The following is a 15353-nucleotide window of genomic DNA, read 5'->3' as shown; positions in this document are numbered from 1 at the left end:
GGCGGCGTTCCGACGAAAGCGGTGTGTCAGTCGACATCAATGTTGAATGGGTTGGCCTCTTCGCGAGCAGGCTCGCTCCCACAGGGGGGATGAGGTGTTGCAGAAATCTCGTATGAAACTCAAAGGAAATACTTGAGGTTGAAACCGACGTTGTCGCGGTCGCGGATGCCGTTGTTCTGCCCGCCGCCGTAGAACTCGGTGTATTGCAGTTCGGCTTCGAGCTTGTTCTGGTAGTTGGCCTTGATCCCCAGCGTGTAGGCCTTGCGCCCTTCGATGGTGTTGCCGGCCTGATAGCTGTTGCCTTCGAAGTCGTCCTTGTAAACGATGTACGGCGAGACGTTGACCCCGGCGTACACGTCGTTCCAGGTGCCGTTGAGCATTGCCGTGTAGCTGTAGGAATTGCGGTTGACCTGATCGTCGCGATCACCGCCGGAGACATAGGAATAGTTACCGGTGCCGGCGTAGTAGCGACGACTGCCGTCATACGCGGTGTATTGCAGGCTACTGCCGCGCAGATGCTCGGAAGCCAGTTCGAAGATGCCGAACAGCGAGTCGAACGACGCTGTCGGGCCAAAGTTGTAGATGGTGCCGAGCGACGTATTGAACGCTTCCACGCGCTCGGCGTTGTTGATCTCGCTATTCAGATTGACCATCTGCCCGCCGACGTTGATCGACTTGCCGGTCACTGCCGCCGCTGCACCGTTGGCCAGGTCACCGATCAGATCGTTGGTCGCCGCCACACCGATCGGCAGGTTCGGCCGATAAGCAATTTCACCAAACACCGACGCCTCACCCAACGTGGTGTTGAAGCTGAAACCGTACATGCGGATGTCTTCGGCATAACGCCGATGCGCCTGGATATTGCCCATCACATCAGCCGTGGCCAGACCGTTGGCCAACGCCCCGGCCTGACTGCCGGCGACGCCCGCCAGCAGGTTGGTCAGCGCATCCATGTCGATGCCTTGGTAGCCGCCGAGATCGGCAGCGATGGTCGGTTCCTTGGCGTGGTAATTGACCATGTACAAACCGAACTCGGTGCTGTTGAGCTGTTCAGCGATGTAGCGAAAGGCGAAGCCGAACTGGCCATCGTTGCGTGCGTTGTAGTCCTTGCCGACGCTCGCCACTTTGAGGGTGTTGCCGTAGGCTGGCGTCACGCCGTTGGCATACAGGCCAGTGGTTTGCAGGGCGGAGCTCAGCAATGGGTTATTACCCAATGCGCTGTACAAACCGATGACATTGCCAAACCCCGGCACTGGCGTATCGAGCGCTGTACCGCTGAAATTGTTGTAGCCGGTGTTGCCGCCGTCGGCGAACAGGTCCGTCTGCGAATAGAAGGTGCCAACCGGGTCGATGCGGGTTTCCTTCCAGTTGGTCTGGTAGAAACTTTCCATGGTCAGCGAATCGGTCAGGCCGATGTTGAAGCTCAGTGCCTCGACCGGCACCAGCACTTCTTTCACTTCGGCGCCGGGCAAGCGGTACTTGGCGGCGTCCACCGGGTTGGTGGTGTTGATCCCGCCGCGATAGAAAATCCCCTCGCCCCAGTTGAACACTTGCCGACCGACGCGGGCCGTCACCGGCATCTGCGCGACGTCCCAACTGCCATGCACATAAGCGTCGAGCATCTCGATGCGGCTGCCGGCGATGTCGCGGGTCTGGCCGGTGAAATGGTCGTCCTGCGGGTAGCTCTGGCTCGGTTGCGACGGGCTGTTGTTGTCGTAGTAGTCGTTGCGTTTGTCCATCAGTTGCGTGTCGTAGAACGCGGTGCCGCGCACAAATACACCGTAGTTCTGATAGTTGGCTTCAAGCTCGGAGGTGATCTTGTACACCTCGGAAACCAGCCCGGTGTCGAAGTTGCGATTGCCGTCGTTGGTGTTGACGTCGTCGTTGCTTTTGTCGCGGCCCTGCACCCGCCACAAACGACCGTAGGACAAGGTCGTGTCGAACGAGCCGGTGACCTGTTTGTCCGGCACGCTGAACTCCACCGCATACGCGCCATCGACTGCGCACAGTTGCAGCAGCCCGGCCAGGCCGACACCGGGGAGCGCCGCGCCGGTCAGGCGCAATCGAGTGTTGATCATGTGTTCCTCCTTCCCTGTTTTTTATTGTTTTGTTGTCCTGCCGCGAGGGCTAGGGTGCCAATCCCGCGCTGACGTAGATTCGACTGTGCGCGCCGAAATGCCCGAGCAACTTGAACAGTTGCCGGTTAAGTGCCGGATGGTCGAAATCTTCGCGATGCAGCTGATTGCCGCTGCTGAAATCACCGGTAGTCGGTGCTGTCTCAAGCCACTGCCCGATGACCTCATCGAACGCTGCGGAATCGTTGACGGACTCGGCGCTGACCACTTCGCGCAGGTAGTCGACCGAGTACGGCGGGTAGGTTTTGTCTTGAGCCACATCGGCGTAAGCGTCGAGCATCGGATGCGGCTGACCGGCGCGCAGCAAACGGCGCAGCCAGGTCGACTGGTACTTCTCCACTTCCATGTGCCGGGTAGCGACACGCTCGATGGAGGCCTGTTTGTCCTCGGCGAAACCGGCGATTGCCTTGCCTTCCAGCAGCAGAAGACTGGCGAGGTCGACGCCGGGCAACGGCTTGGCGTGATACGGCTGGGTCAGGTCCTGAATGTGGTGCAGGCCCCAGCCGAGAAAGCGATAACCCCAATACGGATGACCGCTGGCAAATGCCAATCGCGCCAGGCCCATGTATTGATACGCGCGCCAGTCCGGCCAACTGCGCTCAAGGAAACCGGCAGCGGCATAGACCACCGCGCTTTCATGGAAGAACCCCATATGGAACGGCGCCTGCGAGCTGTACTGGAAACGCGCATCACCGAACGGTTGCGGGCCGAAGCCGTAGATCGCAGCGACGTCACCGGGATTGTCGCTGAACAGGTTGATGTCGTGGCCGTAATCCGGCTCGTCGGCGGCGCTGGCGAGCACGGCCAGCGCCGCGACTTTTTCGTGATTGGTGACGACGATGAAACGCTGGCGATTCCAGGGTGACAGGGTTTGCTCGACCATCACTTGATCGGCCTGCAAGTGCTCACGCTCGGGCAGGTCTTTGCCAGGCATTGGCTGGATGACCATCGCCAGATGAATCTGGGGATTGATGCGCAGCGCCGTGAGGAAGTCGTGGCGCAGATTGTCACTTGGCACGAGCGGTAACTTCAGGTGATCGGGGCGTGGCGGGTACTGAGCGAAGTGCGCGCGGGCGAAGCTTTCCTGTTGCTCCAACAGCGCCAGCACGGCTGGGTATTGCTCGCGGAGAAACTGCTCCAGTGGCTCGACTTCAACCGCTGGCGCATCGCGCAACGCCGGCAGGTCCTGCAACGCCAGATAGCTGCCCACCGTATGGTTCGACCAGCCCCAGGCGCTCGGGGCCGTTGCACAAAACAGCAACAGGAGGAAAGTCAGCTTCATTGCTTTTCGTTCTTATTGGCGGTGCCGTAGGGGATGAGCCTAACAACCGACCCCGCCGCTGACACTGTCCGATCTCACCAGAAAAGTTCTCCGATGGCGCCACATAGAATCGCAATACGGTCCCTGTAGGAGCTGCCGAAGGCTGCGATCTTTTGACTTTGATCTTAAAAAACAAGATCAAAAGATCGCAGCCTTCGGCAGCTCCTACAGGGGATTGGTGCTGTGCTTTCAGGCGGGATAACCGGTGATTTTGCGGATGCTCTGATACAGCGGTTTGAGCTGGCGGTACATGCGCAGGTAGACGTCTTTGTAGAGTTGTTCGTAGATTTTTTGTGCATCGGGTTGCGGCATGAATACCGCGCCGACTCGGGTCATTGCGGCAATTGCCGTGGGGAAATCCGCGTGCAACCCAAGCCCCACCGCACAACAAATCGCCGCGCCCAGACCCGAGGCTTCATACACATGCGGACGCTCCGCCGGCAGGCCGAAAATATTCGCCGTCAGCTGCATCGCCGCATCACTCTGCGAACCGCCGCCGGCCACGCGCAAGCGCTTGATCGAAACCTTGGAGCGTCGTTCGATGTTCTCCATGCCTTGGCGCAAGGCATACGCCAACCCCTCAAGAATCGCCCGGTAAATATGCGCCCTGGTGTGCACATCGCCGAAGCCGATCATCGCGCCCTTCGCCTCGACACCCGGCTCGCGAATCCCCGGCGACCAATACGGTTGCAGCATCAAACCCATCGATCCCGGCGGCACCGCATCGACCAGCGCATCGAACAACTGCTCCGGTTCGATACCCTGTTCTTTGGCCTGCTGCATCTCGCGCAAACCGAACTCGTTCTTGAACCAGCTGACCATCCAGTAACCGCGATAAATCATCACCTCGCAGTTGTACTGATCCGGCACTGCCGAGGGGTACGGCGGAATCAACGGGACGATCTCCAGATAGCGCGAGCGGGTGCTGGTGATCGTCGCCGTAGTGCCGTAGGACAGGCACACCGTGCTCGCATCGACCACACCGGAACCGACCACTTCGCACGCCTTGTCGGCCCCCGCGGCAATCAGCGGCAAGCCTTCGGGAATGCCGGTGTGGCGAGCGGCTTCAGCGGTGATGTGGCCGAGGGTTGCACCGGGTTTTTGCAAGCTCGGCAATTGTTCCGGCCGTACCGCCAGTGCCTGCCATTTCCAGTCTCTGGGCGCGGCCCATTTCAGGCGTTTGAAGTCGAACGGCAGATAGCCGACGCAGCACCCCACCGAGTCGACAAAACGTCCGCACAGTCGATGCGTGAGAAACCCCGAGAGCAGCAAAAACTTGTCGGTCGCCGCCCACACGTCTGGCTGGTGTTTTGCGATCCAGTTAGCCTCAGCCTGGGCACGAAAAAAATCCACGGTGGCCTGTGCGCCGACCAGTTTGAACAACCAGCCCCACGGCCCTTTGATGCCGCCGTCGACTTCGCTCTGACGTTGATCGAGCCACAGAATCGCCGGGCGCAACGGCTTGCCTTCGGCATCGACATTGATCACCGTGCCGCGCTGAGTGGTCAGGGAAACGCCGGCAATCTGTGAGCGATCAATCCCCGTTTGTTGCCAGACCTGCTGACACGCCTCGCCGAGTTTCGCCCAGTAATATTCCGGATCCTGCTCGGCCCAGCCCGGTTGCGTCGAGTAATAAGCCTGCAGTTCGACCTTGCCTTTGCCGAGCAGATTGCCCTGCAAATCGAAGAGCAAGGCACGCACGCTCTGGGTGCCGTTGTCGATGGCCAGCAGGTAACGCTTGTTCGGGTGGTTATCCATGGAGCTCTCTTCAAGGGGCATCAAGGCGTGGCATCCGGCAAACCGTGATGGCGTTGCCACAACGCCCGATAACGCTGAATTTCTTCCTGCCAGTGCTCGTCGCTCCAGCCCAGTCGCGGCTGGCAGAGTGGGCGGATCGCGGCGAAATAATCTTCGCCGCCACGAGGCAGCAGTAGACCGAGACGCGTACGACGCAGCAGCAGATCGTCGAGGTGCAAGACCATTTCCGCTTCGCAGGCGAAGGCCAGTTCTGCCCATAAAGTGTCCGTGGTGCCGACCGTGGCATGACCGATCTCTTTGATCAATTGCGCCAGCCTCGGCAGGGTTCGGCCATGCCGTCCGGCCAGACGTCGCCACTGATGGCGGCTCAACCCGGCAATCGCCAGCGCAGGGACAGCGGCAAACACCGGCGCTGCGTCATCGACGAAGGGGCGTTCGAGCATGGCCGCGCAGGCCTTGAGCACTTCGAGGGCTTGCGGGCGAAACGTGGTCAGTTTGCCGCCGGCCAGCGTCACGCAACCCGGCTCCTGCCACAGCACATGTTCACGGGTTTCGTTCGACGGTTTGTCCTGATGATCGCCCGCCGCCCTGCCGACCACCGGACGCACGCCAGACCACGTCGACAGCACGTCATTGGCCGTGATTTCAGCAGCGGGAAATTGTTGCGCGCAGGCGGCCAGCAGGTAGTCGAGTTCTTCGTTAGAAATGCTCGCGCTCTGATCCAGATCCTCGTGATGATCGAGGTCCGTGGTGCCCACCACCGTCGCGCCTTCCCATGGAAAAACGAACACCGGACGGCGATCACGCTGATGCAGAAAAGTGAATGCCTGCGCCACCGGCAAACGCCAACCCGGCAGCAACAAATGGCTGCCATGCAATGGGCGTAATTGCCGGGGAGCCTCAGTCGGGCGCAAACGCTCGGCCCACGCGCCAGTCGCCACGGCGAGCACGCCGCAGCGCAATTGCAGTGACGAACCGGCCTCGCAATCCTCGACCTCAACGCCGCACACTCGCCCGTTTTCTCGCAGCAAATGTTCGACACGCACACCGTTAACCACGACAGCACCCTCCGCCCGCGCCTCGCTCAACACGCGCATCACCAGCCGCGCATCATCGGTCAGTGCATCGACAAAACAGGTGCCGCCGAGCAGGTCATTTTCTCTCACGCCCGGCGCCAGATATCGCAGCTGGTGCGCGTCATGAAAATGATGGCTGCGCCGGCCCGCCAACGCGTCGTACACGCTCAGCAAGCCACCCAGCACTCGTCGCCCGGGAAAGCCGCCGCGATAGTGCGGCATCAGGAAACTCATCGGCTCGACCAGCCCCGGCGCTTCGTCGAGCAAGCGCTGACGTTCGCGCACCGAATCGCGGGTCAGGCGCCACTGCCCCTTGGCGATGTAACGCAAACCGCCATGGACCATTTTTGAAGAACGACTGGAGGTGCCCCAGGCAAAATCGCGCTGCTCCAGCAACAGACAGCGCCAGCCTCGACGCGCCGCTTCGCGCAGGATTCCGGCGCCACTGATGCCGCCGCCGATGACGATCAGATCCCAGCTCTCGTCTGCCAGCGTCGGCAGAATCTGCTGGCGCCATGCGGCATTCCAGTTCTGACTCATGGCCGTCACTCCGGCAATAGCGTGCCGGGGTTGAGGCGCCCGGCAGGATCGAAATGTTTGCTCAGCGCCTGCAAGGTGTCCATCGCCAGTGCGCCTTTCTCACGCAACAGGTACGGCGCGTGATCCTTGCCGACACCGTGCTGGTGACTGATGGTGCCGTGGTTGTCAACGATGGTCTGACTGGCCGCGTGTTTGAGCGCTTTCCAGCGCGCCAGCGTCGCCGGATAGTCAGCCGCCGGGCGAAACACGTAAGTGGTGTAGATGCTCGAGCCTTCGCCGTAGACGTGGGACAAGTGCGTGAACACATGCACGCGCTCGCCCTCCGCGGCCAAGGCATCACGCAGGCTGTTTTCGACGAGGTTGAGCAGGTTATCGACATGGCTCCAGTCGGTGGCGGTTTCCAGGGTGTCGACCACGTAACCGGCGTTCCACAGGTTCTCGCGCAGGTAAGGGAAACGGAAGCGGTTTTGCGCCCATTTCTTGCCGAGCAAGGTGCCGGTGAACACACCGTCGAAGGCCTTCAGATGCTGACGTGCCTGCTTTAACGACAACGCGTTTTGCCGACGATTGCCGGTCACGCCAAAGGTCAGCAGGCATTTGCCCGCGCCAGCACCGCGCAGGCTCAGGTATTTTTCCAGCCAGGCGATTTGCTGCGGATGACCGGCCAATGCCAGTTGCGTTTCGGTCTCCACGGCGTTGGATAAACGCAGCATCGACAGCGGCACGCGCGCCTGAGCCAATTGGCGGATGGCTTGCAGCGCCTTGGTCCAACTGGGCAAAAACACGCCGTAGAAGCGCTCATCCGCAGGCAATGCGCTGACCCTTACTTTGACCTCGGAAATGATCCCGAAACGGCCTTCACAGCCGAGCACCACTTCTCGCAAATCGGGCCCCGCTGCCGAAGCCGGGAAGGTTGCAATGTGCATCGGCCCGGCGAAGGTCTCCAGCGTTCCGCCAGCAAATAACTGCTCGATCCGGCCATAGCGCAACGACTGCTGACCGCTGGAACGACTGGCGACCCAACCGCCCAGTGTCGACAACTCCCACGACTGCGGGAAATGCCCCAGCGTATAGCCCCGCGCACGCAACTGACTTTCTACCTGCGGCCCGCTCGCACCGGGACCGAATGTCGCGAGCAGACTCTGTTCATCGAGGTCGATCAGGCGATTCATCCGCGCCAGTGAAACCGTCACCACTGGCCGCGCAGAATTTGGTGGATTGATGTGCCCGGCCACCGACGTACCGCCGCCATACGGGATCAGGCACACGTCCTGTTCATCGGCGAGCGCCAGCAACTGGCGAATATGCTCAGCGGTCTCGGGAAATGCCACCGCATCGGGGTAATTGCCCAAAGCACCTTCGCGCAACGCCAGCCAGTCCGGCAGGCTCTGGCCTCGGGCATGCAGCAAGCGGTCATGGGCATCGACGCTGTACAACGCGTGCACCGGCAACCGCGAAGCCGGCACGCGCGCCAATGCCGCCTCCAGTGTGGCATCGGGCAGCGCTCGCCCCTCGCCCAGTCGTTGATGAAGAAACTCCGCGCCCTGGGCCGGCAGTTCGACCACCGTGCTTGCCTCTCCCCAGCCGTTCCAGCGTCGCATGCGTGTGTCCTTTTAACCGTCGGATCAGTGAACTTTCAGGCCCCCATACTAGCCAGCGGCCGCAAAGTGTCACGGTCGCATCCGGCCAGTTCGTGTAGCCAATTGAGTCAAACGTCGCGCAAGCGTCAGCCATTTACTTTAGCCGTGGTTTCAAATTACCTTTCAGGCTATTCATCCGCCTCCGCCGCCGTTGATCAAAGGAATGGGATCATGCAATCGCTCGGCTTCACCTCGGTTCCGCCACTGCTCAAATACCTGCGCCATGCCGAACAACTCGGCATGGCCATTGAACCTGCGTTGGCGGCGGCGGGTTTGCAGGCGCAGCAGTTGAGCGATAACACCCTGCGTTTGCCCGGTGAAGCGCATGAACGCTTGCTCGATTATTTTTGCGAACACTCGGGCGATCCATTGTTTGGCCTCAACGCGGCGAATTTCGTCCTGCCCAATTCGTGGAGCGTGCTCGGCTACATCACCATGAACTGCGCGACGCTGGGCGATGCGATGAGCCGGATCATGCCGTTCGAAAAACTGGTCGGCGACATGGGCGTCAGCCGCGCGCAGGTGCAGGATGGCCATGTGCATCTGATCTGGAGCTGCCGCTATCAGCGCCCGCGGATTCGTCGCCACCTGGTGGAAAACGTGCTTGGCTCATGGCTGCACTATGCCCGCTGGATCGCCGATACGCAGATGTCGCCGGCCGCTGTCTGGCTGGAACATGCGTGCCCGGCCGAAGCGACGTCAGCGCAATATCAAGCGTTTTTCGATTGCCCGGTGCTGTTTGATCAGGCGTATTCGGCGCTGATCGTACCGCTGGCTTATTTGCAGTTGCCGTTGCGTCAGGCGGATGCGCAGTTACTGCGCACGCTGGAAGAACATGCGCTGGGATTGATGGCGACGCTGGAGGATGTGTCGCTCGCGCAGCAGGTGAAAAACATTCTGCGGCAGTTGCTCAAGGAGGGTTTGCCGCGCAAGGAACAGGTAGCCGAGCAGCTCGCTGTTTCAGTGCGCACGTTGCAGCGGCAGCTGCATCAGGCGGGGACGTCGTATCAGCAGATTCTCGATGATTTGCGTCAGGAGCTGGCTGAGCATTATTTGCTCAATAGCAGCTTGCCGATTCAGGACATTGCGCAGTATCTGGGGTTTACCGAACCACGCTCGTTTCACCGCACGTTCAAGAGTCGGCGCGGGATGCCGCCGGGGGAGTTTCGGCAGATGCATCGTGGGTGACTTCGCGGGCCTCTTCGCGAGCAGGCTCGCTCCCACATGGGATTTATGTGCGATACATCATCTGTGTTCACTAAAGAACTACTGTGGGAGCGAGCCTGCTCGCGAATTGCCAGTCGCCGCACCAAGATCCGACAGATAATTCCCCGAACTCTGTAGCGCAATAAACCCCTCACACCGTAGCTGTTTAAAGACACTCAGCGTTACGCGAAACAACCCACAAATCCTTGCGCCGCTGCCTACGCCTGCGCCAGAATCCGCCGGCTTGTGCGCCTGGAGCATGCTGCGTAACTTGATTCCATCACTGATTCCCAGTGATCGAGCTTAGCGGCTCGGCTACATTCGCTCCCCGCTGCACGAGTATCATCCTGTCAGGTATTTGCCTGCGCTTGATGGTGGCTGTGCGCATGGCACCTTCGGGTGCGCCGGGGTGGGAAGCGACCGGTCCGCTAACTTGCGCACAGCTGCCTCCCTTTTGCTTAGCGGCGAAATGGATGCGGCTTTAAAAGGTACGCTCCCATGTTCAAAGTAACGCCAAATCCACCGGTCACCGACCCGGCCTCCCCCTACGCATCCCCTGATTCGAAGAAATTCCACGAAGCTGCCGAGCGCGCACTGGATCACTATCTCGGCCCCACAAACGCCGACCTCATGGCCACGCCCTACTCCCCCAACACGAGTGTACATGGCCAACCCCAAGGCAGACACCGAATCCCTGCTGGCCGACGCCAGCGAAACCCTGGGTTCGGCGACCGTCATGCTCAATAATCACGCCGCGCAAGTCGAAGGCACGCACCGCAAAACCCTGCAAGGTATTGCGCAAGTGGTGATGGTGGCGGAAATGGCCGTCAATCGCGTGCTGGACAGGTTAGTGCCGACCGACTAACGAAAAAGCCCGCCGCCCAACTGTGATGGTTAGGTGGCGGGCGTCTTTTTGCGGTGTGCCATTTTCCCCTCACCCCAGCCCTCTCCCGGAGGGAGAGGGGGCCGACCGAGGTGTCTGGCTCTATACATCGACCTGAATAAACGAGTCGATTATGGATTCGACCGAGCAGGTTCAGGTCGGTGTATCTCTCAAGCATCCCCGGATCGGTCCCCTCTCCCTCTGGGCGGTCCGACGTTTCGGGAGGGCTAGGGTGAGGGGCTTTTCGCTTCAGAGGCTGATGGCGTTGGTAAACACCAACCGATTACCAAACGGATCAACGATGGTCATGTCCTGACTCCCCCACGGCATCGCCTGAATACCCGGGTGCGAGAACTTGTAATCCTTGGCCACCAACTGCTGCTGAAACGCCTCCAGCTCATCCGTCTCGATACGCAATGCCGAACCCGGGCACGCATCGCCATGATGTTCGGACAAATGCAGCACACATTCACCGCGCGACACCTGCAGATACAACGGAAAATTCGCCTCGAAGCGATGCTGCCAGTCGATCTTGAAACCGAGGAAGTCGACGTAAAACTCGACAGCTTTGGCTTCATCGAAGATCCGCAGGATCGGGGTGGTTTTGCCGAAGCTCATGGGGTGCTCCCTGACTGATTGGCCCCACAGTGTAGACGGGGTGGATGTCAGCAATTCGGCCTGTTGATGGCTTTCTTTAATCTCAGAGTGCCACTATGAGACATCGATCAAAAGATCGCAGCCTTCGGCAGCTCCTACAGGAGCTCGCATTCCCATGTAGGAGCTGCCGCAGGCTGCGATCTTTTGGCGCCATCACCGTCAATGAAATCCGTCGCGCAGATCGCCTTCGCGTGCCAGAAAACGCCCCTCCCTCCGGCCATTCGCCTGACCATCCCGATAACTCAACACCCCATTGATCCACACACCGTCAATCCCCTGCGCAGCCCGTTGCGGGTCGTTGAAATCCGCGACATCACGCACCGTCGCCGGATCGAACAACACCAGATCCGCCCAATACCCTTCACGAATCTCGCCGCGCTCCTTCAACCCAAATCGCGCGGCCGACAACCCGGTCATCTTGTGCACGGCGGTGTGCAGGGGAAACAGCCCGACATCACGACTGAAATGCCCCAACACCCGTGGGAAAGCGCCCCATAGGCGCGGATGCGGGAACGGGTCTTCCGGCAGTCCGTCAGAACCGACCATCGACAACGGATGCGCGAGGATTCTTCGTACATCTGCCTCGTCCATGCCGTAGTAAACCGCACCCGCCGGTTGCAGGCGTTTGGCGGCATCGAGCAACGGCAGATTCCATTCAGCGGCGATGTCGATCAGGTCGCGGCCGCTGACTTGCGGGTGCGGCGTCGACCAGGTGATGGTGATGCGGTGCGCGTCGGTGACTTGCTTGAGATCCAGCGTCGAAGAACTCGCCGCATAGGGGTAGCAATCGCAGCCGACCGGGTGGGTCTTTGCGGCTTCTTCCAGTGAGGCAAGCAACTGCGGACTGCGCCCCCAGTTACCGACACCGGCACATTTGAGGTGGGAAATGATCACCGGTGACCGCGAATGACGGCCGATGCTGAACGCTTCATCCATCGCTTCCAGAACCGGTTCGAATTCGCTGCGCAGATGCGTGGTGTACACCGCGCCGAATGCCGTCAGTTCTTCAGTCAGTTGCTTCACTTCATCGGTGGAGGCGTTGTAGGCGCTCGCATACGCCAGACCTGTGGATAAACCCAATGCACCGGCCTCAAGACTTTCACGCAGTTGCTCACGCATCGCCGCGATTTCTTCCGGTGTCGCGGTACGGAACAAGTCATCCAGATGATTGCTGCGCAGCGCCGTGTGACCGACTAGCGCTGCCACATTCAACGTGGTGTTGGCCGCTTCGACCGCCGCACGGTAATCACTGAAGCGCGGATAAACGAACGCTGCGGCAGTGCCGAGCAGGTTCATCGGATCCGGTGGATTGCCTTTCAGACTGACCGGCGACGCGCTGATCCCGCAATTGCCGACAATCACCGTAGTCACGCCCTGGCTGAGCTTTGGCAGCATCTCTGGCTGACGAATCACCACCGTGTCGTCGTGGGTGTGCACGTCGATAAAACCCGGCGCCAGTACGCGACCGGCCGCGTCGATTTCTTCGGTCGCCGTGGCATCGTGCAAGTCGCCGATGCGCTCGATGCGGCCATCGCGAATCGCCACGTCAGCGCGGTAACCGGGGGTGTTGCTGCCATCGATGATCAGGGCATTGCGAATCAGGGTGTCGTACAGCATGTCAGTCTCCCAGCGGCAGGTGATCGTCGCCGCCACGGTATTCGTCGAGGGCGAGTTTGATCCGCCGCAGACGTTCTTGATTGTCTTCAGGATTGGCCAGCGCCAGCTCGGTCGCGAGCACATCGATGGCGAGCAGCATGCCGTAGCGCGCCGCCGTCGGTTTGTAGATGAACGAGGTTTCCGCGCCTTGCAGCGGCAGAACGATGTCGGCCAGTTCGGCCAGCGGCGAGTCGGCGCGGGTGATCGCCAGAATGCGTGCGCCGTAGTTGCGCGCCAGTTCGACAGTCTCGAGCAATTCCGGGGTGATGCCAGTCAGCGAACAGACGATAAGCACTTGCTCGGCGTTCAGGCTGGCGGCGGTGACGCGCATCATCACCGCGTCATGACACACCGCAATCGGGTAGCCGAGGCGCACCAGGCGCACCTGCAATTCATCGCTGCATAAAGTCGAGCAACCGCCCATGCCGAAGGCGTGAATCATCCGTGCCTGACCAAGCATTTTCACCGCGTCGGCAAAGCGCGATTCGTCGAATCCGGCCAAGTGCTGGCGCAGCGTGGTTTCGATATCGCCAACGATCTGCCCGTAAAACGCCGACTGCTCAGGCGTGCCCGCCGGGTCGAGAAAACGGCGGCCAACACCGCTGGCCTGAGCCAGTTGCAGGCGCAGATCACGCAGGTCACGGCAACCGACGGTGCGGGCAAACCGCGACAGCGTAGCGGTGCTGACCTCGGCGCGTTGCGCGAGGTCTTCGAGGCTGGCGCTCGCGGCAAAACCAACGTCGTCGAGCATCAGCCGAGCGATGCGACCTTCACCGGCGCTGAAGAAATCCTGACGGGCGCGGATCTGGTAGAGGATGTCCATGGGCGGCGGGCTCCGGTTACAGCAGGTAAGAAAGGCCGACGGTCAGACCGAATGCGACCAGCGAGATCAACGTCTCGAGCACGGTCCAGGTTTTGAACGTCTGCGCGACCGTCATGTTGAAGTATTCCTTGATCAACCAGAAGCCGCCGTCGTTGACGTGGGAAAAGATAACCGAGCCAGCACCGGTCGCCAGCACCAACAGCTCAGGGTGTGGATATCCCAGACCAATGGCCACCGGCGCGACCACGCCGGACGCGGTGGTCATGGCCACGGTCGCGGAGCCTGTAGCGATGCGCATCAATGCGGCGAACAGCCAGCCCATGATCAGCGGCGACAGGTGGAATTCATGAGCGAGGCCGACGATCTGATCGGTGACGCCGGCATCCACCAGAATCCGGTTCAAGCCGCCACCGGCACCGACCAGCAAAGTGATGCTGGCGGTGGGTGCCAGGCATTCATTGGTGAATTTGAGGATCGATTCGCGGTTGAAACCCTGAGCGATACCGAGCGTCCAGAAACTCAACAAGGTCGCCAGCAACAGCGCAATCACGGAGTTACCGATGAACAACAGGAATTGATTGAAGCCACTGCCCGGCGTGGAAATCAGGTTGGCCCAGCCACCGATCAGCATCAACACCACCGGCAACAGAATGGTCGCCATGGTGATGCCGAAACCCGGCAGTTGGTTGCGCGGTTCGCGGTCGAGGAATTGTTTTTCCAGCGGGTTATCCGCCGGCAATTGAATGCGCGGCACGATGAATTTGGCGTACAGCGGCCCGGCAATGATCGCGGTGGGAATGCCGACGGCGATCGCATACAGCAAGGTCTGCCCGACCGACGCCTGATAGGCCTGCACCGCGAGCATCGCCGCCGGGTGCGGCGGCACCAATGCATGCACCACTGACAGGCCGGCCACCATCGGCAACCCGACCATCAAAATCGACACGCCGACGCGTCGCGCCACGGTAAACGCGATCGGCACCAGCAAGACGAAACCGACCTCAAAAAACAGCGGTAGCCCAACCAGGAACGCGATGCAGACCATTGCCCAGTGCGCGTTCTTCTCGCCGAATTTATCGATCAGCGTGCGTGCCATCTGCTCGGCACCGCCGGACTCGGCCATCATCTTGCCGAGCATCGTGCCCAGCGCCACCACTAGCGCAATATGCCCCAGCGTCTTGCCCACCCCGGCCTCATACGCCCCCACCACACCCGACGGCGGCATCCCGGCCACCAGCGCCAGGCCGATGGAAATCAGGGTGATGACGATGAACGGATTGAGCCGGTAACGGGCGATCAACACGATCAGCGCGATGATGGCGACGGCGGCATAGACCAGCAGCCAATAGCCGAAGGAAGGCGTCATGCGGTACTCCTCGAAAGGGTCACGTTCGAATGGGTTGTGAAACTCATAAATCATTTCGAGATCGAGATTTCAAACCGCATGAAAGTAATTTTCGTGGAGAGATAAGGCGTGTCGCTAATGGGTATGTATTGTCGTGATTAATGAAAATCACGCCATGAGATTTTCGTCGGCGAAACCTTTTATAAAAAATCAAGCCGACGACTCCAATGCATGCCTGGAAACAAACAACCAGCAAATATCAGGCGGAGAACAATAAAACCGAGCCGGAATAATCCTTTCAGAAGTTTGCCTG

Annotated in this window: 10 protein-coding genes and 1 pseudogene; 2 read left to right on the top strand and 9 right to left on the bottom strand. The window is 60.3% G+C overall.

The window, feature by feature from the left end; genetic code table 11:
* Nucleotides 1–119 precede the first annotated feature (119 nt).
* The 5 genes from P3G59_RS03755 to P3G59_RS03735 all read right to left on the bottom strand — a co-directional run bounded on the left by P3G59_RS03755 (nucleotide 120) and on the right by P3G59_RS03735 (nucleotide 8431).
* A complete protein-coding gene (locus P3G59_RS03755; protein WP_277760516.1) occupies nucleotides 120–2078 on the bottom strand; it encodes a DUF1302 domain-containing protein in 1959 nt (652 codons plus the stop codon).
* Between the two features lie 49 nt (nucleotides 2079–2127).
* Complete coding sequence (locus P3G59_RS03750) at nucleotides 2128–3417, bottom strand: phospholipase (RefSeq protein ID WP_277760515.1); 1290 nt, start codon at nucleotides 3415–3417, stop codon at nucleotides 2128–2130.
* A 228-nt stretch (nucleotides 3418–3645) separates the two neighbouring features.
* Entirely contained in the window at nucleotides 3646–5214 is a 1569-nt protein-coding gene (locus P3G59_RS03745) for an FGGY-family carbohydrate kinase (RefSeq protein ID WP_277760514.1), read from the bottom strand.
* A gap of 20 nt (nucleotides 5215–5234) precedes the next feature.
* A complete protein-coding gene (locus P3G59_RS03740) occupies nucleotides 5235–6830 on the bottom strand; it encodes a glycerol-3-phosphate dehydrogenase/oxidase (RefSeq protein WP_277760513.1) in 1596 nt (531 codons plus the stop codon).
* A gap of 5 nt (nucleotides 6831–6835) precedes the next feature.
* Nucleotides 6836–8431 carry an FAD-binding oxidoreductase gene (locus P3G59_RS03735; protein ID WP_277760512.1) on the bottom strand — a complete coding sequence of 532 codons (1596 nt, stop codon included), beginning with the start codon at nucleotides 8429–8431 and terminating at the stop codon, nucleotides 6836–6838.
* 210 nt (nucleotides 8432–8641) lie between these two features.
* On the opposite strand from P3G59_RS03735, the gene P3G59_RS03730 reads away from it, so the two are divergent.
* Both P3G59_RS03730 and P3G59_RS03725 read left to right on the top strand, forming a co-directional pair.
* Entirely contained in the window at nucleotides 8642–9658 is a 1017-nt protein-coding gene (locus tag P3G59_RS03730; RefSeq protein ID WP_277760511.1) for an AraC family transcriptional regulator, read from the top strand.
* A gap of 516 nt (nucleotides 9659–10174) precedes the next feature.
* Nucleotides 10175–10541, top strand: a pseudogene (locus P3G59_RS03725) (hypothetical protein).
* A 267-nt stretch (nucleotides 10542–10808) separates the two neighbouring features.
* Here P3G59_RS03725 and P3G59_RS03720 read toward each other — a convergent pair.
* The 4 genes from P3G59_RS03720 to P3G59_RS03705 form a co-directional block, all read right to left on the bottom strand.
* Nucleotides 10809–11177 (bottom strand): glyoxalase superfamily protein, encoded by a 369-nt coding sequence (locus tag P3G59_RS03720; protein ID WP_034154383.1) that lies wholly within the window; start codon nucleotides 11175–11177, stop codon nucleotides 10809–10811.
* A 198-nt stretch (nucleotides 11178–11375) separates the two neighbouring features.
* Complete coding sequence (locus P3G59_RS03715; RefSeq protein WP_277760510.1) at nucleotides 11376–12833, bottom strand: D-aminoacylase; 1458 nt, start codon at nucleotides 12831–12833, stop codon at nucleotides 11376–11378.
* 1 nt (nucleotide 12834) lies between these two features.
* Nucleotides 12835–13695, bottom strand: coding sequence for a MurR/RpiR family transcriptional regulator (locus P3G59_RS03710; protein ID WP_277760509.1), 861 nt, complete (start codon nucleotides 13693–13695; stop codon nucleotides 12835–12837).
* Between the two features lie 16 nt (nucleotides 13696–13711).
* A complete protein-coding gene (locus tag P3G59_RS03705; protein WP_277760508.1) occupies nucleotides 13712–15061 on the bottom strand; it encodes a GntP family permease in 1350 nt (449 codons plus the stop codon).
* Nucleotides 15062–15353: the final 292 nt, after the last annotated feature.

This window comes from Pseudomonas sp. A34-9, assembly GCF_029543085.1.
In the GTDB taxonomy this organism is placed as follows: Bacteria; Pseudomonadota; Gammaproteobacteria; order Pseudomonadales; family Pseudomonadaceae; genus Aquipseudomonas.
This window is presented reverse-complemented; position numbering and strand designations above follow the sequence as displayed.